Below are 23699 nucleotides of genomic sequence, written 5' to 3' on the forward strand. Positions count from 1 at the left end.
TCAAGCGCAACGAGAGGCTACTATGCTCCGAAGTTGTAGTCATTGTTCGTTTGCACTACTTAATGCTTTGTTTGTTTAGCGCAACAACCTTGAAGATTTTTGCCGATGAGTCGATACACTGCACAAGACAGGAGATACCCCATGCGATTCGTACTCATTGCTATCCTGGCCGTCAGTGTTGTCGGCTGCACCCGCTGGTCCATGAACCATCATTTGAACAACGCCTATCGCGCCTATGACCGCGGCAATTGCGAGAGCGTGATGCTCGAGTTGAGCCAGGTCGACCGTGACAGCCGTGCGCGGCGCTATATCCAGCCGGAAGTATCGATGCTGCGCGGGCAATGCCTGGAGCGGCAGAAGTTGTTCGTCGATGCAGCGCAGACTTATCAGTTCATCATTACCCAGTACCCCAGCAGCGAGTACGCCTACCGCGCTCGTGCGCGCCTGGACACCTTGCAGCAACTGGGTCACTACCCGGCAAACGGTGCAGCGCAAGTTCGTCGCACTGCGTTGTAAGTCACAGCGCTTCGGGGCAGTGTAATTGCCCCTCGCGCTTGAGCTAACATTTGTACAGGTTGTTCGAACACTGCCCGGTTCCTGCCTGGGCGGTGGCGTTGAAATCCTCCAGACGATTTTCCTCGCACCTCGAATCCGGGCGAACGAGCCGCTCTTGCAGGTCCGTTCCGATGCACTAGTGCGGTCATGCTTAATGGCCTTTCATAGCGATACCCAGCATGTTCACTGAACCGCGGATCGAGCGGCATCAACTGCCGTCCTACTTGAGAGTCTTCAATCGGTTTACCGACAAGCCTGTCGGTTTCCTGGGCAACATCTCCGCAGACGGGCTGATGCTGATCAGCTCGTTGCCGATGCTGATCGGCGCCGCGTTCGAGTTGCGGATCAAAGTCCCCGGCGGTGATGGACAACTGCAGTTCATCGACTTCAGCGCCTGGTGCCTGTGGTGCCGCGAGGACCTGACCCCACACCAGTACGACAGCGGCTTCAGCCTGTTGCGAGCGAACGACGGCTTCGCCGAACTGCAGCAGGCCCTACGGCACTACTTCAGCTTTCACCCCTTGCAGACATCGGCCTGACAGGCCCGATTGCCGCTACAGGCTACCGGCCTTCTTCCAGCTCAGATAACGGCTGACCAGATCCGCGCCAAGCTCTCCAGGGCGAGCGTCGAGCAGGGCGATGCCGTGTGCGCTCAGTCGTTCGTGAAGTTCGGCGCGACCGTTCAGGTAATTCACTGCCGAGCTGTAGAGCAGCGCTTCGGGCAAGGTCTGCACCGGGTTCTGGCGCAGTTGGTCGAGCACTTCCTCGCGCAGGCTGGCCACCAGCACCCGATGCTGGCGACCGATGCGCTTGACCGCGGTCAGCAGTTCCTCATCGTCTTCGTCCCGCAGATTGGTGACCAGCACCACCAGGGCCCGACGCTTCTGCCGTGCCAGCAGCTCGCTGGCGGCGGCCTGGTAGTCGGCGGGACGCTGGCTGGTGTGCAGATCGTAGACGCCGTTGAGCAGCACATTCAGATGGGCCTGCCCCTTGATCGGCGCCACGTAGCGCGAGCGCTCCCCGGCGAAGGCGTACAGGCCTACGGCATCTCCCTGGCGCAGGGCCACGTAACTGAGCAGCAGGCTGGCGTTGAGGGCATGGTCGAAATGCGCCAGTTCGTCGTCCTGGCTGCGCATGCGGCGTCCGCAGTCGAGCATGAAAATGATCTGCTGGTCGCGTTCGTCCTGATACTCCCGGGCGATGGGCGTGCGTTGGCGGGCGGTAGCTTTCCAGTCGATCTGCCGCAGGCTGTCGCCCTCGCGAAACTCCCGCAGCTGATTGAACTCCAGGCCCAGCCCCCGACGTTGCAACTGGCGCACCCCGAGCTGGCTGAGCCAGTTGTCCACCGCCAGCAATTGCGCACCGTACAGGCGCGCGAAGTCCGGATAGACCCGGGTGCTGCCATGCACCTTGAGCAAACGCCTGGCGCTCCACAGGCCCAGAGGGCTGGGCAGCGCCACCTCACACTGGTCGAAGTCGAAATGCCCCCGTTGCAGCGGCCGCACGCTGTAGCCGACCTTGCTGACCTGGCCGGGCTCCAGGCTGACGGATTGCGGCAGATGCTCGAAGCTCAGGCCCTGAGGCGGATGATCGAACAGTTGCACGTGCAGCGCCTGACCGTAGGGATGGCGGATCTCCAACTGCACGTCGCTCCAGCGCCCCAGGGGCAGGCTGCCGGGCAACTGGCGCCGGACCTCGGGCGAGGCCAGGCGCGACAGGCGCAGGGCATCGAGCAGGGCCAGCAGCACCAGCGCCAGCAACAGTCCCCAGGCGATCGAGTCCAGGCGCGGCATGGCCTGGATGCCCAGCGCGCGCATGGCGCCCAGGAGCAGGTCCAGGCCGGTCAGAGTACCCAGCCAGATGAGCAACAGACGGGTCGGTTTCATCGTGCTGTACGGCTCACAAGCGCGGAGCCGGGATCTGTTCGAGCATCTGCTTGAGCACCTGCTCCACCGACAGCCCTTCGATATCCAGCTCCGGGGCGATCCGCACCCGGTGGCGCAGCACGGCCATGGCGCAGCCCTTGATGTCATCCGGAACCACGAATTCGCCGCCACGCAACAAGGCCCGGGCCCGAGCACCGCGGACCAGGGCAATCGAGGCCCGGGGCCCGGCGCCGAGGCTCAGGCCCGGCCAGCTGCGGGTGGCCCGGGCCAGTCGCACGGCATAGTCGAGCACCTGATCGTCCAGAGGCAGGTCACTGGCGATGCGCTGCAGGGCCAGCACGTCCTTGGCCTGGAGCACCGTGCGCAGGGGCTGTACATCGAGCATGTCGGCGCGGGTCGAACGCGCGACCTGGCGGACCATCTCCAGCTCTTCGTCGGCATCCGGGTAGTCCATGCGCAGTTTGAGCATGAAACGGTCCAGCTCGGCTTCCGGCAGTGGGTAGGTACCTTCCTGTTCGATGGGGTTCTGGGTGGCCAGGACCATGAACGGCTGGGCAATGGGCAGGGCTCGGCCTTCCAGGGTGACCTGGCGTTCCTGCATGGCTTCCAGCAGGGCGGCCTGGGTCTTGGCCGGGGCGCGGTTGATCTCGTCCGCCAGCAGCAGGTTGGTGAACAGCGGCCCCTTGCGCAGCTTGAACTGTTCGCTCTGCAGGTCGTACACCGCGTGGCCGGTGACATCGCTGGGCATCAGGTCCGGGGTGAACTGGATCCGCGCGAAGTCACCGCCGAAACAACGGGCCAGGGCCCGCACCAGCAGGGTCTTGCCGAGGCCAGGAACACCTTCGAGCAACACGTGGCCGCCGGCGATCAGGGCGGTCAGCACGTCATCGATCACCGCTGTCTGGCCAATCAGCACTTTCTGCAGTTCTTGGCGTACGGCCTGGGCCAGCTGGCTGGCGCGCTGGCGCTGCTGGACGGCATGCTCCTGGGGCGGTGGAGCCTCGGAGGTGTCTTGGGATTCGACGGGTTGTTCGCTCATAGGGCATTCCTGAGTGTTTGCAGGTGGGCGACCTGGTGGCTGAAATCAGCGCTGGAAAGGCGCTGCCCGGACAAGGGTTGCAGGGCCTGTTGCACCGTGCTGACAGGCTGTCGGCTGAGCAGGGCGAGGACCTCCCACTGGGCTTCAGTGGGCAATTGCTCGAAGCCCGGATGGCGGCGGCGCGCCCGACGCCGGATATCCAGGTGCAGCGCCTGCAGCAATGGCGCCTGGCCGCCATGGCGCAGGAGAAAGTCGGCGCTGGCCCGCAGGTGTTCGCGCAGTTGACGCCGGGCCTTGGGAGCCGGTGCCTGCAACGGACCCTGGCGGCTGCCGGCCTGCCACAGCCACAGGCCGATCAACAGTGCCAGGGCTACCAGCGCCTGGGGAAAATAGCGCCAGAGCAATTGCCACAGGCTCGGGTGGTCGGTGTTGAACAGCAGGGTCACCGCCGTATCGGTATTCAGGTACCACAGCAGCCAGGCGTTGTCGTACAGACCGATACTCGGGGTTTTCCAGATGTCGGCATCGGTCAGTACGGTGACCGAGCCCTGGCCATAATCGAGCTGGACCATGTGGGTGGCCGTGGCGCTGTTGGCCCAGGACTGGGCCAGGTTGTCCGGGTCGGACAGATCAAAGGCGGTATCGAAGCCGACGTAGGCCGGGGCCTGTTCGTCTTCCAGGTAGATCTTGGTCAGCTTCGGAAAGGCCTCGTCGGCATCCTGTTGTACCGGCGGCTCCTGATCCTCGCTGAGCTGCTGATGGATCTGCACCCGGTCCAGCAGCAAATCGCCGCTTTGCTCGGTGTCTTCGTCCCACAGGGCTTCGGCGACAAAGATCAGCCGGCCGCCGGCACGGGCCCAGTCCAGCACCTGATCGACCTGGCGCGGACTCATGTTGGAACGCTCGCCGAGCAGCAACAGGCTGTTGCCGACCGGCTTGAGGCTGGCCAGTACTTCCAGGCTGTTGGCATGGTCGACCTTGAGGCCGCGCTCGCGCAAAAACATCTCGGCAGCCAGATAGGGATTGGCCCGGGCCTCGGGAGACGGGCCGTGATCGACCAGTTCCTGATAGGGCGTGGCGTGGTGGTACAGGGAGTAGCCGGCAGCGCCCAGTACCAGGATCAGCAACAGCGCCAGGCCGCCCCACAGGTAGCGTTTCATGCGCAGGCTCCCGGACCGAACAGGCTGCGCCAGCCATCACACAGTTGTGCTTGCAGGTCGGCGCCGGGCACGCGATGACCGTAGGCCATGTTCTGCCAGTGGGTGGTCAATTCGCGGCTGAAGGCTTCCAGGGACGGTTGCTGCAGCGCCTTGATCCGTTCCAGCACCTGACCTTCGGTGTCGGCCACGCTCAGAGGCAGTTGAAAGTCCTCCAGCAAGCGGCAGAGCAAGGCCCGATACAACAGACCCAGTGCTTCCCGAGGCTGGCTGGCCCACAGTTCCTGGGCGTGGGCGGCGACATCGGCGGGCAGGGATTGGCTGCTGACGTCCAGGCCGAACAGTTGCTGGGGGATCGCCGCCGGGCGTTTTTTGCGCGGCAGCGGACGGCGGCTGACAAAGGCCCGCAGCCAGTCGCGGTAGCGCCACAGCAACCAGCCCAGAGCACTGAGCAGCAAGCCCCAGAGGAGGATTTCCAGGCCCTTGGCGAAGTTGCCGAAGCGATTCTGGTCGAGGTTGTCCAGCAGACTCTTGAGCCAGCCCGGAGGCTTGCCCTTGGCGTCCTTTTTCGCGGTCTGCTCTTCGCCGAAGCGGTAGCGGGTGACCGATTCCTGATTCTTGAACGGCGGTTTATCCAGGATGCCCTGGATGCTGTCCTTCGCCGCCTTGCTGGTCAGGGGTTGCTGCAACAACCGGGGCGCTTCGGGGCCGGCCACGGAACTGTTGGGGTTGGCCGCCCACGGCGCCTGGCCCGGCATCGCCAGCAGCAGGCCGCTCACCAGCAGCAGCGCCGCCACGCCGCTCAGGCGCTGACGCAGGCGGCGAAACACCAGCTCGATGTCCCAGGCCTCGAGCTCGGTGCGGCGATTGAGGTACAGGCTGAAGCCGCAGGCCACGTAGATCGGCTCCCAGATCACCAGCACCAGGGCGTAGAAGGCGTTAGTCAGGTGTTCCAGCCACAGCCAGTCCTGCTGGGCGGCGACGACCAGGCTCTGCCAGTTCCAGTCCAGCTCGACCTGTTGTGGCAACAGCAGGTAGAACAGCACCAGCAGGCCGATCCACAAGGCGCCCTCCAGGTGCATGCCGATCAGCGTCAGCCAGCGCGCAGCCCCGGCGTTGCGTTGCAACAGCACGCCCAGGCGCTGCTGCCGGGCCTCGCCGCCGAGGCCTTCCAGTTGTACCACCGGCAGGACGAAGCTGCGGCTCAGGCTGAAGCGGCGCCAGGTCAGGCTGGCCAGCAATTGCGATTTGAGCAGGCGCGGCCACTGGCGCAGGGCCTGGCCGAGGCTCGGGGTTTCACCGAACAAAGCCTTGGACAGGATAAATAGCGGCAAGGGCTCGAAGGCTGGCTTGAGCCACCAGAACAACAGCACCGCCAGGGAGGGCGACTGCCACAGCAGCAGGCTCAGCAGGGCGAACACCGGCAGGCTGACGATGGCCCAGCTGGTCATCAGCAAGCGCCGGTGGCGCTGGCTCAGGAGCACGCCCAGGTCCATGGCTTCCCAGGTCGTGCGGGGGCGGATCACCACACTGGCATCACTCAGGCGCATGGGGTGCTCGTCCGGCCAGGGTCAGGTACGCCAGCATCAGGCCCCACAGGCCGGCGCCGACGCTGTATTTGATCCAGGCCGCGGGCCAGGTCATGGAGGACCAGTAGGCTTCTATAAAGGCAGCGATCAGCAGAAACACAATCACCCCGTAGATCAGTTGCACGCTGATCCGCGCGGCCTGCAACAGCGCGTCGCCGCGCCTCAGGCGCCCGGGGGCGATCAGCGCCCAGCCCAGCTTCAGCCCGGCCGCACCGGACAGGGCAATGGCGCTCAGTTCGAAGGCACCATGGCCGATGACGAAGGGCCAGAAGGTCTGGCCGAAGCCGATCTGGGTCAGGTGGCCGGCGATGGCGCCGATCATCAGGCCGTTGAACAACAGGAAGAACACACTGCCCAGGCCAAACAGCAGACCGCTGGCGAAGGTCTGAAAGGCGATGCCGATGTTGTGCATGATGTAGTAGCCGAACATCACCCAGTCTTCGCTGGAGGCGCGCTCGGCGACCCGTCCCAGGCGTGCGCCGCTGGGGTCGTACATGCTCTGCATTTCCGATACCTGCTGCGCGCTCACCAGGCTGTAGACCAGTTCGGGGTAGAGGTACACCAACAGGCCGATACCCAGCAGGCTGCCGAAGAACAGCAGGCTGGCGATCAGAACCAGGCGCCATTCCTGGCGCACCAGGCGTGGAAAGCCGGCCAGTATGAAACCCAGGACATTGGCGCTGATGGCGGTGCGCTGCCGGTACAGTTGCTGGTGGCCGCGCAACGCCAGTTGCTGCAATGGATCGATCAGGTAACTGCTGTAGCCGCGTTCCTGGGCCAGGGCCAGGTGCTGGCACAGGCGGCGGTAGTCCTGGACGAAGGTCTGGCAGTCTTCGCCCCGGGTGCGACCCCGCTCAAGCTGCTCGAGCAGTTGCTCGAACTGCTGCCATTGCGCCTGGTGGCGGCTTTCGAAAAGGCTCTGTTTCATGTGGATCCCAGAAAGCCGCGGGCTATGCCATTAAGTTCGGCTGTCGCCTGGGCTGCGGGCAGGTGCAGCGGTTGCGCGAGGATGCCTGCCAGTTCCCGGGTTCGTTCGGCGGACAGCTGGCCCTGGCGTTCGGCAAAGCCGAGGATCGCCCGCTGTTCATTCAGGCTCAGGGCGAAGGGCGCGGAGCGGGGCGTGGCGTCGGGCAGTTGCGGTCGGCTCAGGGATTGCTCGCGGTAGATCACCAGGGTGCCGGCGGCCAGGTCGCCGAGGCGCTTGAAGGTTGGATGCTGCAGGCAACTGATGGCGCCGAGGAAGTAGCCGAACGGCAACATGTCGGCAAAGCGCAGCAGGTTGCGGGTCAGGGAGGCGCTCCAGCCAATGGGCGTGCCATCGTCCTGAACCACGCGCAGTCCCATCAGCTGCTTGCCGGGCGAGCGGCCCTGGTTCAGCACCTCGAACAGCACCATGTACCACCAGCTGATCAGGAACAGCAGGATCGAGCCGAGGCCGATGCCGATCTCGCCGAAAAAGCCCAGCACGATGAACAGCAGGCCCAACACCAGCCCGCGAATGCCCAGGTCGAGGGCAAACGCCAGGGTACGCACCAGCAACCCCGCCGGTCGCAGCGGCAGATCGATACCCTCGGGGGTTTCGACCTGATACCGCGTATCCAGTGGCGGGTGCAGCGATGCGTTCCTTGGCGTTGCTGTCGTCTCAAGCATGGGCAACTTAGAGGCTTGGCCTGGTAGAGAAAAATCCAGCGCAGATGCTAGCAGTGTCCGAGGGGCAAACGACATCATTAACTACGATTTCAGCACGCTGCTCTGCTCGCCGCCCGTTCACGCGGCTGGCCCTGGTGACGCTTGAGCGCCTAGACTGCGGCGGTCTTTCAGTTCAGGAACAGGCCGTGACTTCCCTCTTTTGGTACGACTACGAAACCACCGGCATCAATCCGCGCTGCGATCGCCCGTTGCAAGTGGCCGGTATTCGCACCGACCTGGCGCTCAACGAGATCGACGAGCCGGTCAACCTCTATTGCCAGCCCAGCGACGACATCCTGCCGCACCCGGCGGCCTGCATGATCACCGGCATCACCCCCGGTCGCCTGGCGGCCCAGGGCTTGAGCGAGGCGGACTTCATGACCCGGGTGCACGCCCAGTTGGCGCGCCCGGGCACCTGTGGCGTGGGCTACAACACCCTGCGCTTTGACGATGAGGTGACCCGCTACAGCCTGTATCGCAATTTCTTCGATCCCTATGCCCGCGAGTGGCAGGGCGGCAACAGTCGCTGGGATCTGATCGATGTGGTGCGCACCGCCTATGCCTTGCGTCCCGAAGGCATCGTCTGGCCCGAGGAGCAAGGGCAGGTGACCCTCAGGCTGGAACGGCTGACCGCGGCCAACGGCATCGATCATGGCCAGGCCCACGATGCGCTGTCCGATGTTCGAGCGACCATAGCCCTGGCGCGATTGATTCGTGACCGGCAACCCAAGCTCTATGACTGGCTGTTCCAGCTGCGCAGCAAACAGCGGGTGATGGATCAGATTCGCCTGTTGCAGCCTCTGGTGCATATTTCCGGGCGCTTTTCCGCTGCGCGCCACTACCTCGGCGTGGTGTTGCCCCTGGCCTGGCATCCGCGCAATCGCAATGCGCTGATTGTCTGTGACTTGCATCTGGATCCTCAGGGATTGCTGGACCTGGACGCTGAAACCTTGCGCCAGCGTTTATATACCCGGCGTGATGATCTGGCGGACGGCGAGTTGCCGGTGCCGTTGAAACTCATCCATATCAATCGCTGCCCGGTAGTGGCGCCCTTGAATGTCTTGCGGGGCGAGGATCAACAGCGATTGCACTTGGATATGGAGCAGTACCAGCGCCGGGCCGGGCTTTTGACGGAAACTCAGGAAGTTTGGCGGGATAAACTTTCGCTGATTTATGCTCCCGATGAGTTCGCGGCCAGCGAGGATCCGGAGCAACAGTTGTACGACGGCTTTATTGGCGATCGCGACCGGCGATTGTGTGAGCAAGTACGTGAAGCCGATCCGCTGCATTTGGCTCGGCAACAGTGGCCCTTTGATGATGAGCGCTTGCCGGAATTGCTCTTTCGCTACCGCGCTCGCAACTTTCCGGAAACATTGGATGAAGCCGAGCAAGAGCGTTGGCGGGCATTTTGCCGCCAGCGTTTGCTAGAGCCGAAACTCGGCGCGCCCAATACCCTGGAAAGTTTTGCCCAGGGGCTTGAACAATCGTTGTTAAGTGCAGATCCCCGGCAACGTCAGGTGCTGGATGAATGGCAGGCCCATGTTCAGGACCTGAGCGGGCGCCTGGCTCTTTGAGAGCGGAGCCAGCCCCTTGGGCATTAAGCCCGGACATAAAAAAACGCCAGCATGCTGGCGTTTTTTCATTGCGGCGGTAAGGCCCGGGCGCTCACTGGCGAGACTTAGCCCAGCAGGGTTGCCCAGCCTTCGACCACGTCGCCGCCCCACTTGGCTTTCCACTCTTTCAGAGTCTTGTGGTTGCCGCCTTTGGTTTCGATGACTTCACCGTTGTGCGGGTTCTTGTACTGTTTAACTTTGCGGGCACGCTTGGTGCCAGTGGTTTTTACAGCAGCGCGAGGCGCTTTAACTTTCGACTCCGGATCCAGCAGGGCAATGATGTCGCGCAGGGACTTGGAGTACTCGCCCATCAGGCTGCGCAGTTTGCCTTCGAATTCCAGTTCGGTTTTCAGTTTGTCGTCCTGGGACAGGTTCTTCAAACGTGCTTGCAGTTCTTTAATGGCTTCTTCTGTAGCACGGTATTCGTTGATCAGGGACATGAGGACTACCTTATTGAGCGCTGAGTGACTGGGTGACAGTGTCGCAATAATAGTCAGGGAGTTTGTGCAAGTAAACATAATAACGCTGCTTTATTCGTCGCTCTTAGTGTGTTTAGGCGCAAAAGTCATTTCGCTATTTAATAGATCGAAGGACTCGATTGCGCTATACGAAAATTAGTTTGGCGCTATTGGCAAGTGTCTGCGGCAGTGCTTGCAGTGGTGCTCGATAAGACTCAATCAGGGCGCTGTTGCCAATCTAATCCGGGCTTGCGGCGCAATGAATACTGCAGTTTTGTCGCGTAATGGCTAGAATGGCGGCCTTTGCGAAGTTCTGGAGTTTTCCCCTCATGCGCACCTTTCGGTTGGTGATTTCTTGCCCTGACCGCGTTGGCATCGTTGCCAAAGTCAGTAACTTTCTGGCCTCCCATAACGGTTGGATCACCGAAGCGAGCCACCACTCGGACAATCTCAGTGGCTGGTTCTTCATGCGTCACGAGATTCGTGCCGACTCCCTGCCTTTTGGCCTGGAGGCTTTTCGCCAGGCCTTTGCGCCGATCGCCGAAGAGTTCTCGATGGACTGGCGCATCACCGATACCGCCGAGAAAAAGCGCGTCGTGCTGATGGCCAGCCGCGAGTCCCATTGCCTGGCGGATCTGTTGCACCGCTGGCACAGCGATGAGCTCGATTGCGAAATCGCCTGTGTGATCTCCAACCACGACGACCTGCGCAGCATGGTCGAGTGGCATGGCATTCCTTACTACCATGTGCCGGTCAATCCTCAGGACAAGGAGCCGGCGTTTGCCGAGGTGTCGCGTCTGGTCAAGCAGCACGATGCCGAGGTGGTGGTGCTGGCGCGCTACATGCAGATCCTGCCGCCTGAGCTGTGCCGCGAATATGCGCACAAGGTGATCAACATCCACCACAGCTTCCTGCCGTCCTTCGTCGGCGCCAAGCCTTACCACCAGGCGTCCCTGCGTGGGGTGAAGCTGATTGGCGCCACTTGCCACTACGTCACCGAAGAGCTGGACGCCGGTCCGATCATCGAGCAGGACGTGGTGCGGGTCAGCCACAGCGACAGCATCGAGGACATGGTGCGTTTCGGTCGTGATGTGGAGAAGATGGTCCTGGCCCGCGGCCTGCGCTACCACCTGGAAGACCGGGTGCTGGTGCACGGCAACAAGACCGTGGTGTTCTGATCGAAAAAAAACCAGGAGCCGGGTTCAAGCTCCCGGTCCTGGTTGTTCACATCGAGAGCTCAGCCCGATGACCGATCCACTGGATAAAGCCACTTCCAAGGCCCCCGCCACCCTCGGCGAGGGCTGCCTGAGCCGTTATGACCCGGATGAGCTGGATGCTGAAGACGGCACCGAGTTTCCCGGTGCCGCCCAATTGTGGGAGCAGTTGCAGCAGGAGCCCTCGCTACCTGCGTCCGTAGGCGTCGATTTGCCGGTGAAAGGGCCCTGAGGCCCTTCGTCAAATCCTGAAGCTGCCTACCAGGTGCTTCAAGCGCGCCGATTGCTGTTCCAGATCCGAGCAGGCCCGCAGGGTCGCCTGCAGGTTTTCAACGCCTTCCTGATTCAGCGTGTTGATTTCGGTGATGTCCATGTTGATGGATTCGACCACCGAGGTCTGTTCTTCCGTGGCGGTGGCCACCGACTGGTTCATGCCGTCGATCTCGCCAATGCGCTGGGTCACGCTGCTCAGCCGCTCCCCGGCCTGGTTGGCGATCTCCACGCTGTCCTGGCTGTGGCGCTGACTGTTGCTCATGGTGCTGACCGATTCCCGGGCGCCCACTTGCAACTCCTCGATCATGGTTTGCACTTGCTGGGCCGATTCTTGGGTGCGGTGCGCCAGGTTGCGTACTTCATCGGCCACTACGGCGAATCCACGGCCGGCCTCGCCGGCACGGGCCGCTTCGATGGCAGCGTTGAGCGCCAGCAGGTTGGTCTGCTGGGAAATGCTGGTGATGACTTCGAGAATCTGCCCGATGTTCACAGTCTTGCTGTTGAGGGTTTCGATGTTGCTGCTGGAGGCACTGATCATCTCCGACAGCTGGTTCATCGCCTGGATGCTGCGATCCACCACTTGCTGGCCGTCTTCGGCCAGGTTGCGAGCGTCGCTGGCCTGTTGTGAGGCCTGGGCGGCATTGCGGGCGATTTCCTGGGCCGCGGCCCCCAGTTGATTGATGGCGGCGGCGACGCTGTTGGTGCGGCTGGCCTGTTCATCGGAATTGAGCATCGACGAATTGGAGGCGCTGACCACCCGCAGGGCCACTTCGTTGACGTGCTCGGTGGCCGAGGAGACCTCGCGGATCGAACCGTGGATGCGTTCGACGAAACGGTTGAAGGCAGTGCCGAGAATGCCGAATTCGTCCTGGTTGTGGATCTTCAGGCGGCGGGTCAGGTCGCCTTCGCCGTCGGCGATGTCCTGCATCGCCCGGGTCATCACATGCAAGGGCTGCATCAGCAGGCGGATCAGCAGGCCCAGCAGGGCAATGGTCAGGGCCACGGCGGTCAGGGTGGCGATCAGGGCCGAGGTGCGGAACTCGCTGAGCATGGCGAATGCCTTGTCCTTGTCCACCGACAGACCGATGTACCAGTTCACCGAAGACAGGCCCTTGATCGGGGTGAAGGTGACGATGCGGGTTTTGCCGTCGACGCTGATCTCGCTGAGTTCATTGCTGATGCGCGGGGTGTCCTGGGGATAGACGTCCTTGAGCGTCTTCATCACCAGGTTCTTGTCCGGGTGCACCAGGATCTTGCCGTCGGCGCTGATCAGGAACGCATAGCCCATGCCGTCGAAGTCCAGAGCGTTGATGCTGTCGGCAATGACTTGCAGGCTCAGGTCGCCGCCGACCACGCCTATGCGCTGGCCAGCCTTGATTACGCTGTCGACGATGGAAATGACCAGCTGGCCGGAAGCCAGGTCGATATAGGGTTCGGTCAGGGCCGAGCCGTTGCTGCTCTCGGCGCTCTTGTACCAGGGACGCGCGCGCGGGTCGTAGCCGTCCGGCATCTTGCTGTCCGGGCGGATGATGAAGGTGCCGTCCTTGTTGCCCAGGTAAGCCCCCATGAAGGTCGAGCTCACCGACTTCTGTTCCAGCAGGTTGCTGACATTGGTCGGATCGGGGTTGAGGGCCACCGACTGGGAGATGTTTTCGATCAGCAAGGCGCGGCCGGCAAGCCAGGTCTGAATATTTTTTGCCGTGACGTCGCCCATTTCCTGAAGATAGTTGTCCAGATTATTGCGAATGGCGTTGCGTTGCAGGTAATCGTTGTAGAGCGTGAATAGTGCAAAGGCAGCTATGACGATCAGCGAGGCGGCAAGCAGGATCTTGTGGCTGAAGCGCAGATTTTTGTTCATGGCTTGGGGAGTCCGCTAAGGTCTTTGAGTCCAGGGCATCGGGTTGGAAAAGCGCGTGAAAAGGGCGGTGTAGTAAGTAAGCTGATATCTCCGTCTATCCCAAAGGAATTACCTGACCTTTATTTCAGATACTTCTGATCCATCATTTTTCATATCGACCGTTTAAGGCCAAAGATTAACCTGAGGTGACAAAATGCCTGACTCTTTGCAACTGATTATCGGTGCCGATCTCGGTGGCCAGCCGGTCGCCCAGGCCATGCGCCTGGCCAACCGCCACGGGCTGGTGGCCGGCGCTACCGGTACCGGCAAGACCGTGACCCTGCAGCGCCTGGCAGAAGCGTTCAGTGACGCCGGGGTCGCGGTGTTCGCTGCGGATATCAAGGGCGACCTGTGCGGGCTGGGCGCCGCGGGGGATCCCCAAGGCAAGGTCGCCGCGCGAATTGCCGAGATGCCGTGGCTCAAGCATCGGCCTCAGGCTTATCCAGTAACGCTGTGGGATATCCAGGGGCAATCCGGTCATCCCCTGCGTACCACGTTGAGCGAAATGGGGCCGCTGTTGCTGGGAAGCTTGCTGGAACTGACCGACAGCCAGCAGTCGGCGCTGTATGCGGCATTCAAGGTGGCCGACCGTGAGGGGCTGTTGCTGCTGGACCTGAAGGATCTGAAGGCGCTGCTCAATCACCTCAGGGACAATCCGCAGTTGTTGGGAGACGATGCCGCGCTGATGACCAGCGGCTCCAGCCAGGCGTTGTTACGGCGTTTGGCAATCTTGGAGCAGCAGGGCGCAGAGGCGTTGTTCGGCGAGCCGGCGCTGCAACTCAATGACATCCTGCAACCGGCTGCCGATGGTCGCGGGCGCATTCACCTGCTGGATGCCAGTCGTCTGGTGCATGAAGCACCGAAGGTCTATGCCACCTTCCTTTTATGGCTGCTGGCCGAACTGTTCGAGCAACTGCCGGAGCGCGGGGATGGGGAAAAACCTCTGCTTGCGCTGTTTTTTGACGAGGCACACTTGTTGTTTTCCGGTACACCCAAGGCGCTGCAGGACCGCCTGGAGCAGGTGGTGCGGCTGATTCGTTCCAAAGGCGTGGGGGTGTATTTCGTGACTCAGTCGCCCGGGGATTTGCCGGACGATGTGCTGGCGCAGTTGGGCCTGCGGATTCAACACGGCTTGCGGGCCTTCACCGCCAAGGAGCAGAAGTCGTTGCGTGCGGTGGCCGATGGTTTTCGTCCCAATCCGGCGTTTGACGCGCTGTCGGTGCTGACCGAGCTGGGCATCGGCGAGGCGTTGGTGGGCACCCTGCAGGACAAGGGAACTCCGGAAGTGGTCCAGCGTGTGCTGGTGGCGCCGCCGCAATCACGGATCGGGCCGCTGACCGCCGACGAGCGCCAGGCCTTGATTGCCAGCTCGCCGCTGCAGGGGCGTTATGACCAGCCGATCGATCGTGAGTCGGCTTATGAAGTGCTCATGGGGCGCAAGAATCTGGCGCCCGAGGAGTCCGCAACGGCAGACAAGCCGGGAGAGCAGGAGCCGAGTCTGGCGGATCGCGCTGGTGAGTTTCTCGGCACCGCGGCCGGGCAGGCCTTGAAGTCGGCCATGCGTCAGGCGGCCAATCAGTTGGGGCGGCAATTGGTCAGGGGGCTGATGGGCTCGTTGCTGGGCGGCAGCAAGCGGCGCTGAGGCCTGGCGTCCGGGTCAGCCGCGTGGCTTGGCGTGGCTTGGCGTGGCTGGCCAGGCGCTCCAGGGCGGCGCGCAGGTTGGGATCGCTTATGCCTTCGGCGGTGGCTTGGATGGTTTCGGCGGCATTGTTCGACAGATCCATGGTGTGCCCCACCGCGCCCTGTTGGACTGTGGGCGGCTGAACCTTGAACAGAATGCGCGTCAGGTTGCTGAACTCGTTGAAGGCCTGCAACTGGCGCTGCAGGCGCTTTTGTTGATAGCGCAGGCGCGTGGCCCAGTGACCGTCGGTGACGATCAGCAACAGGCTGCCGTCGCGCCATGAGGCGACATGGCAGTGTTCGCGAGCCGCCGGTTGCAACTGGCTCTCCAGCAGGCGCTGCAGGTGCGCCAAGCGCTGAGCGTGGCCGAGTATGGCTTTCAGAGGCTTGGCTTCGCGAAGAAGAACGGCGGGCGCGCGTGCCGTAAGGGGGCGAAATGCCATGATCAGACACCTGAAGTTACAGAGGCGCCATGGTAGCAGAAACCGCCCGGGCCGCCGGGCTCATCGCTTTTTCGTACTCTGACGACTTTCTCGCCCTTTGCTGATCGTAATCATTAACTTCAGGGGGGAATGGGCTTGAAGTTCGGCAAAAAGCCCTTATTTTAGGTGAGCCCCGTCACAGCGCTGTGCCAGCATCGTGGAATAACGCCACTTTCCTCACCATCGTTTCCGGGTAGAATGCTCGTTCGCATGCGGCCATGAGGGCTGCTCGGGCGACTCACGGGGCCGCCCTCCAACCCTATGTGTGGAAGATCCTGCCGATATGTTTGCGCCTTTGTTAAAGAAACTTTTTGGAAGCAAGAACGAGCGTGAAGTCAAACGCATGCTCAAGACGGTACAGATCGTCAATGCCTTCGAAGAGCAAATGGTGGCCCTTTCGGACGATCAATTGCGTGCCAAGACCGCCGAGTTCAAGGCTCGTATCGCCAAGGGTGAAACCCTCGACAAACTGCTTCCCGAAGCCTTCGCGGTCGCCCGTGAAGCCGGCAAGCGCGTCATGGGAATGCGTCACTTCGACGTGCAGTTGATCGGTGGCATGACCTTGCATGAAGGCAAAATCGCCGAAATGCGCACCGGTGAAGGCAAGACCCTGGTGGCAACCCTGGGCGTCTACCTCAACGCACTGTCCGGCAAGGGCGTACACGTAGTGACGGTGAACGACTACCTGGCTCGCCGTGACGCCAACTGGATGCGCCCGCTGTACGAATTCCTCGGCCTGACTGTCGGCGTGGTCACGCCGTTCCAGCCGCCTGAAGAGAAGCGTGCCGCCTACGCCGCCGATATCACCTACGGCACCAACAACGAATTCGGTTTCGACTACCTGCGCGACAACATGGCTTTCAGCATGGAAGACAAGTTCCAGCGCGAGCTCAATTTTGCCGTGATCGACGAAGTCGACTCGATCCTGATCGACGAAGCGCGTACCCCGTTGATCATTTCCGGTCAGGCTGAAGACAGTTCCCGCCTGTACACCGAAATCAACAAGCTGATCCCGCGTCTGGAACAGCACATCGAGGAAGTGGAAGGCCAGGTCACCAAGGCCGGTCACTTCACCGTCGACGAGAAGACCCGTCAGGTCGAGCTCAACGAAGCCGGTCACCAGTTCATCGAAGAGATGCTGACTCAGGTCGGCCTGCTGGCGGAAGGCGAAAGCCTGTATTCGGCGCACAACCTGGGCTTGCTGACGCACGTCTATGCCGGTCTGCGTGCGCACAAGCTGTTCAACCGCAACGTCGAGTACATCGTTCAGGATGGCCAAGTGGTTCTGGTGGACGAACACACCGGCCGTACCATGCCGGGTCGTCGTCTGTCCGAAGGCCTGCACCAGGCCATCGAGGCCAAGGAAAACCTCAACATCCAGGCCGAGAGCCAGACCCTGGCATCGACCACTTTCCAGAACTACTTCCGTCTCTACACCAAGCTGTCCGGCATGACCGGTACCGCTGACACCGAAGCTTTCGAATTCCATCAGATCTACGGCCTGCAGGTGATGGTGATTCCACCGAACAAGCCGCTGGCCCGTAAAGACTACAACGACCTGGTGTTCCTGACCGCGGACGAGAAGTACGCCGCGATCATCAACGACATCAAGGAGTGCGTGGCTCAGGGGCGTCCGGTGCTGGTAGGTACCGCGACCATCGAAACCTCCGAGCACATGTCCAACCTGCTGCAAAAGGAAGGCATCGAACACAAGGTTCTGAACGCCAAGTTCCACGAGAAGGAAGCGGAAATCATCGCCCAGGCCGGTCGCCCGGGAGCACTGACCATCGCGACCAACATGGCCGGTCGTGGTACCGACATCCTGTTGGGCGGCAACTGGGAAGTGGAAGTCGCTTCCCTGGAAAACCCGACCCCTGAGCAGATCGCCCAGATCAAGGCCGACTGGCAGAAGCGTCACCAGCAAGTGTTGGAGTCCGGTGGCCTGCAGGTGATCGCTTCCGAACGCCACGAATCGCGTCGTATCGACAACCAACTGCGTGGCCGTGCCGGTCGTCAGGGTGACGCCGGCTCCAGCCGCTTCTACCTGTCCCTGGAAGACAGCCTGATGCGCATCTTCGCCTCTGATCGGGTGAAGAACTTCATGAAGGCTCTGGGCATGCAGTCCGGTGAAGCGATCGAGCACCGCATGGTGACCAACGCCATCGAGAAGGCCCAGCGCAAGGTTGAAGGCCGCAACTTCGACATCCGCAAGCAATTGCTGGAGTTTGACGACGTCAACAACGAGCAGCGTAAAGTGATCTATCACATGCGCAACACCTTGTTGGCTGCGGACAACATTGGCGAAACCATCGCCGATTTCCGCCAGGACGTGCTCAACGCCACCGTCAGTGCGCACATTCCACCGCAATCCCTGCCGGAACAGTGGGATGTGGCGGGTCTGGAAGACGCCATCCAGAGTGGTTTCGGGGTCAGTCTGCCGATTCAGCAATGGCTTGATGAAGACGACCATCTTTACGAAGAAACCCTGCGCGAGAAACTGCTCAACGAACTGATCGCCGCATACAACGAGAAGGAAGATCAGGCCGGCGCCGAAGCGCTGCGCACCTTCGAGAAGCAGATCGTGCTGCGGGTACTGGACGACTTGTGGAAAGACCACCTGTCGACCATGGATCACCTGCGTCACGGTATCCACCTGCGCGGTTATGCTCAGAAGAACCCGAAGCAGGAGTACAAGCGCGAGTCCTTCACCCTGTTCTCCGAGTTGCTGGACTCCATCAAGCGCGACTCGATCCGCGTACTGTCCCACGTCCAGGTGCGTCGCGAAGACCCGGCCGAGGAAGAGGCGCGCCTGCGTCAGGAAGCCGAGGCGCTGGCTCAGCGCATGCAGTTCGAACACGCCGAAGCTCCGGGTCTTGATCAGCCTGAAGCCCTGGAAGAAGGGGTTGATGTGGACGTCGCCCTGGCCACCGCGCCAGTGCGCAATGAGCAGAAGCTGGGTCGCAACGAGCTGTGCTACTGCGGTTCGGGCAAGAAGTACAAACACTGTCACGGCCAGATCAACTAAGATCCTCGCCAGACACTGAAACACCCACGCCGTGACGGCACCAGCCGTCGCGGCGTTTTTCCATTTGCGACACCGTCTTTTGAGACGACGGTGCAGACACCTGAAAAGAGGAGCGCATTCATGGCTGTTGGTCTTGGTCCTTTGCCTACGTTGCACCCGGTTGCCGGCTTCGAACTCGGTATCGCTTCGGCTGGCATCAAGCGCCCGGGGCGCAAGGATGTGGTGGTCATGCGCTGCGTTGAAGGCTCCACCGTGGCCGGTGTGTTCACCCTCAATGCGTTCTGCGCGGCGCCGGTGATCCTGGCCAAGCAGCGGGTGCAGGGGCCGGTGCGCTATCTGTTGACCAATACCGGCAATGCCAACGCCGGTACCGGCGAGCCAGGCCTGGCCGCTGCGACCCGTACTTGCGCCAAGCTGGCTGAGCTGACCGGAGTCGATGCCAGCGCCGTGCTGCCGTACTCCACTGGGGTGATCGGCGAGCCGCTGCCGGTAGAGAAAATCGAAGGCGCCCTGCAAGCCGCGCTGGATGACCTGTCCGTGGATAACTGGGCGGCCGCGGCCACCGGGATCATGACCACCGACACCCTGCCCAAGGGCGCCAGCCGCCAGTTCCAGCATGATGGCGTGACCGTCACCGTGACCGGTATCAGCAAGGGCGCGGGGATGATCCGTCCGAACATGGCCACCATGCTTGGCTACATCGCCACCGACGCCAAAGTCTCCCGCGAGGTGCTGCAGAACCTGTTGCTGGACGGTGCCAACAAGTCCTTCAACCGCATCACCATCGACGGCGATACCTCCACCAACGACTGCTGCATGTTGATCGCCACCGGTCAGGCCAATCTGCCGGAAATCACCCAGGCCGAGGGGCCGCTGTTCGCTGCCCTGAAGCAGGCAGTGTTCGAGGTGTGCATGGAAGTGGCCCAGGCCATCGTCCGTGACGGCGAAGGTGCGACCAAGTTCGTCACCGTGGAAGTCAACGGCGGCGCTACTCACCAGGAATGCCTGGACGTGGGCTACACCGTGGCGCACTCGCCGCTGATCAAGACCGCGCTGTTCGCCTCCGACCCGAACTGGGGCCGCATCCTCGCGGCCGTGGGCCGTGCCGGCGTGCCGGACCTGGACGTCAGCAAGATCGATGTGTTCCTCGGCGAGGTCTGCATCGCCAGCCGTGGCGCGCGGGCTGCCAGCTACACCGAAGCCCAGGGGGCGGCGGTGATGCAGCAGGAAGAAATCACCATCCGCATCGAGCTGGGTCGTGGTGCTTGCAGCGAAACCATCTGGACCACCGATCTGTCCCACGAATACGTGAAGATCAACGCGGAATACCGCACCTAAGTAGCTCGCCGGCAACCCCGCTCCCGCCCTGTAGGAGCCGGCTTGCCGGCGAAGCGCAGATCCAGTGCCCGGCCCGCAAGGGCTCGGCCCAATGCCTGATCAGAGGAAACAGCGCGGTGAAACGAGTCCATGTGGCTGCGGCCGTTATCCGGGATGCCAGCGGCAAGATCCTGATTGCCCGGCGTGCCGACACTCAACATCAAGGGGGCCTGTGGGAGTTTCCCGGAGGCAAGGTCGAGGTCGGCGAAGCGGTCAATGCCGCACTGGCCCGCGAGCTGCAGGAAGAGTTGGGAATTGCCGTGCAGGCGGCGCGCCCGCTGATCAAGGTGCAGCACGATTACCCGGATAAACAAGTGTTGCTGGATGTCTGGGAAGTGTCGGCATTCAGCGGCGAGCCTCACGGTGTCGAAGGCCAGCCCCTGGCCTGGGTCAGCCCTCGTGAGTTGACCGACTATGAGTTTCCCGCGGCCAATCAGCCGATCGTCGCCGCCGCGCGTCTGCCGGCCCAGTACCTGATCACCCCGGAAGGTCTGGAAACCCCGGCGTTGCTACGGGGCATGCAGAAGGCCATTGCCCAGGGCAGCAAGCTGATCCAGTTGCGTGCTCCCGGTGGCTACGACCCGCAATACCGCGATCTGGCGGTGGATGCGGTGGGACTGTGTGCCGGCAAGGCACAGTTGATGCTCAAGGGGCCCTTCGAGTGGCTGGGGGACTTCCCTTCGGCGGGTTGGCATATCACCTCGGCACAGCTGCGCAAGTACGCCAGCGCCGGGCGCCCGTTCGGCAAGGACCGCTGGCTGGCGGCCTCGTGCCACAACGCCGAGGAGTTGTCCCTGGCACAGCAGATGGATGTGGACTTCGTGACCTTGTCACCGTTGCAGCCGACCCAGACTCACCCCGACGCCCAGCCCCTGGGCTGGCAGCAGGCGCAGCAGTTGATCAATGGTTTCAACAGACCGGTGTATCTGCTGGGCGGTGTCGGGCCGGCCGAGTGTCAGCAAGCCTGGGACGTCGGTGCCCAGGGCGTTGCCGGAATCCGTGCCTTCTGGCCGCAGGACTGAAGAGCGCCGCGGTGTCAGCGCTGGCTAGCCGCGCTCTATGAGCTGGCGTGCCAGCGAAGGCGTCGTCAGGCGTTGCTCAAGACTCTTGGATCCTCACGCCGGCAAGCCGCCTCCTACGCAGAGGGGGTGGGCTTGGTGGCGGCCTGCCAGAGGATTTCCGCGATGCCTTGGCGCTTGGCAATCAGCCGTGCCGCGACAAACAGCAGGTCCGACAGGCGATTGATGTAGGCCAGCCCCACTCCCTGCAAGGGCTCCACGGCATTCAGGTGCTGGCAGCGACGCTCGGCGCTGCGCGCCAGGCTGCGGCAAACGTGGGCTTGGGCGATCAGCGACGAACCGCCGGGCAGGATGAAGTTCTCCAGAGGCCCCAGCTCCTCATTCCAAACATCGATGGCCGCCTCAAGACGCTCCACCTCGGCCGCGTCGAGTGCCTGATACACCGGCATGGCCAGTTCGCCCCCCAGATCGAACAACCGGTGCTGGCAGGGAGCTAGCACCTCGATGATGTCCTTGAGGCCAGGACAGGCAGCAACCTGCTCCTCCAAGCCGGCCAGAAGCAGTCCCAACTGGCTGTTCAAGCTGTCGACTTCACCGATGGCTTCCACTCGAGGATGATCCTTGGCGACTCGGCGGCCGTCTCCGAGTCCGGTTTCGCCTTTGTCGCCGGTGCGGGTGTAAATCTTCGACAAGCGAAAACCCATGCTTAGTTCTCCAGTGCTAGAGGTTCTTGAACCGGGGGCTGGTTGCTGGCCAGGGGCAGGCGCAAGGTGAAGCAGGTGCCCTGGCCCCGGGTCGATTGCACTTCCATTTGCCCCTTGTGGTTGTTGGTGATGATGAAGTACGACACCGAAAGGCCGAGCCCGGTGCCCTGGCCGATCTCCTTGGTGGTGAAGAAGGGCTCGAAGGTGCGCTTGCGCACGCTTTCGCTCATGCCGATGCCGTTGTCTTCCACCTGGATTTCCGCCCAGGGCGGATTCAGCTTGGTGCGCAGGATGATGCGACCGGGTTCGCTGTCGTCCTCGCGCTGGTGAATGGCCTGGGCGGCGTTCTTCAGCAGATTGAGCAGCACTTGCTCCAGTTCGTTGGCGGTGCCGGGCACGGGCCCCAGGTTCGGGTCGAACTGGCGGATGATCGCCTGCCCCTTGAAGTCGAAGCCGATGGCCAGGTCGAAGTCATTGCTGGCGATTTCCACCGCCTGATCGATCAGCGCCGGCAGGTCGCAGGGTGCCATCTGGCGATTGCTGCGGCGGCTGAAACTGAGCATGTGGGTGACGATCTTGGCGGCCCGGGCCCCGGCTTGTTGAATGCCATCGAGCAACTGCGGCACCTCGCGGCTTTCCAGGTAGCGGTTGACGGTTTGCAGTTCGACACCAAGCTGTTGTGCGTGTTCGAGGTTCTTCGGCAATTCCGGGGACAGCCGGCGGCGGATGTTCTGCACGTTATGCAGGATGGCGCCCAAGGGGTTGTTGATCTCATGGGCCATGCCGGCAGCCAGGCCACCCACCGAGAGCATCTTCTCTGACTGCACCATCATCTCTTCCAGGGACAGGCGCTGGGTGATGTCGTCGATACGGATCACCACGCCGCGGCCGGCGCCGCCCATCAGCGGGTAGAAGGTCAGGGCGTAATGCCGGGCCTCATCATCCTTGACCCAGGTCACCCGTTCGACCTTGGTCACTGTGTGTTGCTCGACGGTTTCCTTGAGTTGCGGCAAAAACGGCTTGAGCGGTTCGAAGGCGAGGAAGATCGGCTGGTTCAGGGCTTCGTCCAGGCGAGTGCCGGACAGGGCACTGGCTTCCTGGTTCCACTGGGTGACATACAGTTGCTCGTCCAGGGCGATCAGGGCCGAGGGCATGGAGTCGATGATGCTGTTGAGGTAGTTCTGAAAACCGGTGAGCTTCTTCTCGATCTTGCTGCGAACCTGGACTTCCAGCTCCAGCTTGCGGTTGGTGTGGCGGGTTTCTTCGGCCAGACCCTGCGCCTGATCGTAGGCCGCCTGGGAGTCGTCGCGCGCGCGCTTGAGTTGCTGCTCCCGTGCTTCGATGCGCGACAGCATGGTGTTGAAGGCTTCCGCCAGGCTACCGATTTCATCGTGGTTGCCGCGGGAGGCGCGCAATGAGTAGTTCTCCTCGCGAGTCACTTGGCGCGACAGTTCCTCGAGCTGGTGGATCGGCTGGGTGATCAGGCGCTTGATCTGGCGGGCGATGATCAGCCAGAGCAGGACGCTGAATATCAGGATCCCCAGGCTGGCGGTCAGGGTGCCGGTGTAGAACGCCATCGGCAGTTCGCTGGTGGCGACCAGCAGCAGATGTCCCGGGGCCTGGCCCGGGCGTGGCAGGGTGATGACCTGGTTGCTGCGAAACTCGGTCAATTGCCAGGCTTCGACATGGCGGTAACGTTCGGGCAGCTTGAGGTGTTGGCCGTGTTGCAACTGTGCCAGGCGTACACCCTTGCCGTCATACAGGGCCGCGGCCCGCAGCGGGGAATAGCTGTCGAGTTCATCCAGCAGCTTTTGTGCGTCCTCGGGGGAGTTGAGGGCCTGGGTTGCCAGGATCGGATTGGACACCAGTCGGCCAATGGTCTGCAGGGCCTGGGGCGCCATGCTTTCCTGAGAGATCCAGTAGGCGGCGCTGATAAAGGTCAGGTTGGCGACCAGCAGTACGGTGGTCAGCAAGACGAGCAGGGCGGCCAGGAGCTTTTGGCCCACGGGCAGGTTTTCGAGACGCTGGCGCAATGGCATCGG

Annotated in this window: 19 protein-coding genes and 2 pseudogenes; 9 read left to right on the plus strand and 12 right to left on the minus strand. The window is 62.3% G+C overall.

All coding sequences use genetic code 11. The features are described 5' to 3' along the window. The first annotated feature begins 141 nt into the window (after nucleotides 1–141). Nucleotides 142–516 carry a tol-pal system YbgF family protein gene (locus BLV47_RS06285; RefSeq protein WP_060840750.1) on the plus strand — a complete coding sequence of 125 codons (375 nt, stop codon included), beginning with the start codon at nucleotides 142–144 and terminating at the stop codon, nucleotides 514–516. 218 nt (nucleotides 517–734) lie between these two features. Beyond that, nucleotides 735–1094 carry a PilZ domain-containing protein gene (locus BLV47_RS06290; protein WP_092311149.1) on the plus strand — a complete coding sequence of 120 codons (360 nt, stop codon included), beginning with the start codon at nucleotides 735–737 and terminating at the stop codon, nucleotides 1092–1094. Between the two features lie 15 nt (nucleotides 1095–1109). Here BLV47_RS06290 and BLV47_RS06295 read toward each other — a convergent pair whose 3' ends face one another. The 6 genes from BLV47_RS06295 to BLV47_RS06320 are packed head-to-tail and all read right to left on the minus strand — an operon-like array spanning nucleotide 1110 to nucleotide 7876. After that, nucleotides 1110–2441 carry a DUF58 domain-containing protein gene (locus BLV47_RS06295; RefSeq protein ID WP_092311152.1) on the minus strand — a complete coding sequence of 444 codons (1332 nt, stop codon included), beginning with the start codon at nucleotides 2439–2441 and terminating at the stop codon, nucleotides 1110–1112. Nucleotides 2442–2454: 13 nt separating this feature from the next. Beyond that, complete coding sequence (locus BLV47_RS06300) at nucleotides 2455–3480, minus strand: AAA family ATPase (protein ID WP_092311155.1); 1026 nt, start codon at nucleotides 3478–3480, stop codon at nucleotides 2455–2457. Next, the gene (locus BLV47_RS06305; protein WP_092311158.1) at nucleotides 3477–4640 is read right to left on the minus strand and encodes a DUF4350 domain-containing protein; all 1164 of its coding nucleotides are present in this window, start codon (nucleotides 4638–4640) and stop codon (nucleotides 3477–3479) included. Before BLV47_RS06305 ends, BLV47_RS06300 begins: the two co-directional genes overlap by 4 nt. After that, nucleotides 4637–6187, minus strand: a complete 1551-nt coding sequence (locus BLV47_RS06310; RefSeq protein ID WP_092311161.1) for a DUF4129 domain-containing protein — start codon at nucleotides 6185–6187, stop codon at nucleotides 4637–4639. The genes BLV47_RS06305 and BLV47_RS06310 overlap by 4 nt, the downstream gene beginning before the upstream one ends. Next, nucleotides 6174–7154 carry a stage II sporulation protein M gene (locus BLV47_RS06315; protein ID WP_092311164.1) on the minus strand — a complete coding sequence of 327 codons (981 nt, stop codon included), beginning with the start codon at nucleotides 7152–7154 and terminating at the stop codon, nucleotides 6174–6176. The genes BLV47_RS06310 and BLV47_RS06315 overlap by 14 nt, the downstream gene beginning before the upstream one ends. Continuing rightward, complete coding sequence (locus tag BLV47_RS06320; RefSeq protein WP_092311167.1) at nucleotides 7151–7876, minus strand: RDD family protein; 726 nt, start codon at nucleotides 7874–7876, stop codon at nucleotides 7151–7153. Before BLV47_RS06320 ends, BLV47_RS06315 begins: the two co-directional genes overlap by 4 nt. A gap of 185 nt (nucleotides 7877–8061) precedes the next feature. Here BLV47_RS06320 and sbcB point away from each other — a divergent pair, with 185 nt between their 5' ends. After that, nucleotides 8062–9489 carry an exodeoxyribonuclease I gene (sbcB, locus tag BLV47_RS06325; protein WP_092311170.1) on the plus strand — a complete coding sequence of 476 codons (1428 nt, stop codon included), beginning with the start codon at nucleotides 8062–8064 and terminating at the stop codon, nucleotides 9487–9489. 104 nt (nucleotides 9490–9593) lie between these two features. On the opposite strand, the gene mvaT is transcribed toward sbcB, so the two are convergent. Next, nucleotides 9594–9968 carry a histone-like nucleoid-structuring protein MvaT gene (gene mvaT / locus BLV47_RS06330; protein ID WP_060840742.1) on the minus strand — a complete coding sequence of 125 codons (375 nt, stop codon included), beginning with the start codon at nucleotides 9966–9968 and terminating at the stop codon, nucleotides 9594–9596. Nucleotides 9969–10315: 347 nt separating this feature from the next. Here mvaT and purU point away from each other — a divergent pair, with 347 nt between their 5' ends. Together purU and BLV47_RS06340 are read left to right on the plus strand one after the other, a co-directional pair. Then, complete coding sequence (gene purU / locus BLV47_RS06335) at nucleotides 10316–11164, plus strand: formyltetrahydrofolate deformylase (protein WP_047305937.1); 849 nt, start codon at nucleotides 10316–10318, stop codon at nucleotides 11162–11164. 67 nt (nucleotides 11165–11231) lie between these two features. Then, nucleotides 11232–11432, plus strand: a complete 201-nt coding sequence (locus BLV47_RS06340) for a hypothetical protein (RefSeq protein ID WP_092311173.1) — start codon at nucleotides 11232–11234, stop codon at nucleotides 11430–11432. 9 nt (nucleotides 11433–11441) lie between these two features. On the opposite strand, the gene BLV47_RS36905 is transcribed toward BLV47_RS06340, so the two are convergent. Together BLV47_RS36905 and BLV47_RS36910 are read right to left on the minus strand one after the other, a co-directional pair. Beyond that, nucleotides 11442–12206 carry a methyl-accepting chemotaxis protein gene (locus BLV47_RS36905; RefSeq protein ID WP_371920245.1) on the minus strand — a complete coding sequence of 255 codons (765 nt, stop codon included), beginning with the start codon at nucleotides 12204–12206 and terminating at the stop codon, nucleotides 11442–11444. A gap of 93 nt (nucleotides 12207–12299) precedes the next feature. Beyond that, nucleotides 12300–13331: pseudogene (locus BLV47_RS36910) on the minus strand (HAMP domain-containing protein); the annotation flags it as partial. Between the two features lie 193 nt (nucleotides 13332–13524). Between BLV47_RS36910 and BLV47_RS06350 the strand changes: the two are divergent. After that, on the plus strand, nucleotides 13525–15012 hold the full coding sequence (locus BLV47_RS06350; RefSeq protein WP_092311179.1) for a helicase HerA-like domain-containing protein: 1488 nt from the start codon (nucleotides 13525–13527) through the stop codon (nucleotides 15010–15012). 31 nt (nucleotides 15013–15043) lie between these two features. Here the strand turns inward: BLV47_RS06350 and BLV47_RS06355 are convergent. Then, nucleotides 15044–15493 (minus strand): annotated as a pseudogene (locus BLV47_RS06355) (DUF721 domain-containing protein); the annotation flags it as partial. Nucleotides 15494–15815: 322 nt separating this feature from the next. On the opposite strand from BLV47_RS06355, the gene secA reads away from it, so the two are divergent. The 3 genes from secA (at nucleotide 15816) to BLV47_RS06370 (ending at nucleotide 20956) form a co-directional block, all read left to right on the plus strand. After that, complete coding sequence (secA, locus tag BLV47_RS06360) at nucleotides 15816–18557, plus strand: preprotein translocase subunit SecA (protein WP_092311182.1); 2742 nt, start codon at nucleotides 15816–15818, stop codon at nucleotides 18555–18557. A gap of 120 nt (nucleotides 18558–18677) precedes the next feature. After that, complete coding sequence (argJ, locus tag BLV47_RS06365) at nucleotides 18678–19895, plus strand: bifunctional glutamate N-acetyltransferase/amino-acid acetyltransferase ArgJ (protein WP_092311185.1); 1218 nt, start codon at nucleotides 18678–18680, stop codon at nucleotides 19893–19895. A gap of 116 nt (nucleotides 19896–20011) precedes the next feature. Then, the gene (locus tag BLV47_RS06370; RefSeq protein ID WP_092311188.1) at nucleotides 20012–20956 is read left to right on the plus strand and encodes a Nudix family hydrolase; all 945 of its coding nucleotides are present in this window, start codon (nucleotides 20012–20014) and stop codon (nucleotides 20954–20956) included. A gap of 113 nt (nucleotides 20957–21069) precedes the next feature. Here BLV47_RS06370 and BLV47_RS06375 read toward each other — a convergent pair whose 3' ends face one another. Continuing rightward, nucleotides 21070–21657 carry a cob(I)yrinic acid a,c-diamide adenosyltransferase gene (locus BLV47_RS06375; RefSeq protein WP_092311191.1) on the minus strand — a complete coding sequence of 196 codons (588 nt, stop codon included), beginning with the start codon at nucleotides 21655–21657 and terminating at the stop codon, nucleotides 21070–21072. 2 nt (nucleotides 21658–21659) lie between these two features. Beyond that, a complete protein-coding gene (locus BLV47_RS06380; RefSeq protein ID WP_092311194.1) occupies nucleotides 21660–23696 on the minus strand; it encodes a sensor histidine kinase in 2037 nt (678 codons plus the stop codon). Nucleotides 23697–23699: the final 3 nt, after the last annotated feature.

The organism is Pseudomonas saponiphila, from assembly GCF_900105185.1.
GTDB classification, from domain to species: Bacteria; Pseudomonadota; Gammaproteobacteria; order Pseudomonadales; family Pseudomonadaceae; genus Aquipseudomonas; species Aquipseudomonas saponiphila.

Excerpts from the sequence above, each read along its gene's own strand:
- BLV47_RS06285 (WP_060840750.1), top strand. The coding sequence starts at position 142 with ATGCGATTCGTACTCATTGCTATCCTGGCCGTCAGTGTTGTCGGCTGC.
- BLV47_RS06290 (WP_092311149.1), top strand. The coding sequence starts at position 735 with ATGTTCACTGAACCGCGGATCGAGCGGCATCAACTGCCGTCCTACTTG.
- BLV47_RS06295 (WP_092311152.1), bottom strand. The coding sequence starts at position 2,441 with ATGAAACCGACCCGTCTGTTGCTCATCTGGCTGGGTACTCTGACCGGC.
- BLV47_RS06300 (WP_092311155.1), bottom strand. The coding sequence starts at position 3,480 with ATGAGCGAACAACCCGTCGAATCCCAAGACACCTCCGAGGCTCCACCG.
- BLV47_RS06305 (WP_092311158.1), bottom strand. The coding sequence starts at position 4,640 with ATGAAACGCTACCTGTGGGGCGGCCTGGCGCTGTTGCTGATCCTGGTA.
- BLV47_RS06310 (WP_092311161.1), bottom strand. The coding sequence starts at position 6,187 with ATGCGCCTGAGTGATGCCAGTGTGGTGATCCGCCCCCGCACGACCTGG.
- BLV47_RS06315 (WP_092311164.1), bottom strand. The coding sequence starts at position 7,154 with ATGAAACAGAGCCTTTTCGAAAGCCGCCACCAGGCGCAATGGCAGCAG.
- BLV47_RS06320 (WP_092311167.1), bottom strand. The coding sequence starts at position 7,876 with ATGCTTGAGACGACAGCAACGCCAAGGAACGCATCGCTGCACCCGCCA.
- mvaT (WP_060840742.1), bottom strand. The coding sequence starts at position 9,968 with ATGTCCCTGATCAACGAATACCGTGCTACAGAAGAAGCCATTAAAGAA.
- purU (WP_047305937.1), top strand. The coding sequence starts at position 10,316 with ATGCGCACCTTTCGGTTGGTGATTTCTTGCCCTGACCGCGTTGGCATC.
- BLV47_RS06340 (WP_092311173.1), top strand. The coding sequence starts at position 11,232 with ATGACCGATCCACTGGATAAAGCCACTTCCAAGGCCCCCGCCACCCTC.
- BLV47_RS36905 (WP_371920245.1), bottom strand. The coding sequence starts at position 12,206 with ATGCTCAATTCCGATGAACAGGCCAGCCGCACCAACAGCGTCGCCGCC.
- BLV47_RS06350 (WP_092311179.1), top strand. The coding sequence starts at position 13,525 with ATGCCTGACTCTTTGCAACTGATTATCGGTGCCGATCTCGGTGGCCAG.
- secA (WP_092311182.1), top strand. The coding sequence starts at position 15,816 with ATGTTTGCGCCTTTGTTAAAGAAACTTTTTGGAAGCAAGAACGAGCGT.
- argJ (WP_092311185.1), top strand. The coding sequence starts at position 18,678 with ATGGCTGTTGGTCTTGGTCCTTTGCCTACGTTGCACCCGGTTGCCGGC.
- BLV47_RS06375 (WP_092311191.1), bottom strand. The coding sequence starts at position 21,657 with ATGGGTTTTCGCTTGTCGAAGATTTACACCCGCACCGGCGACAAAGGC.
- BLV47_RS06380 (WP_092311194.1), bottom strand. The coding sequence starts at position 23,696 with ATGCCATTGCGCCAGCGTCTCGAAAACCTGCCCGTGGGCCAAAAGCTC.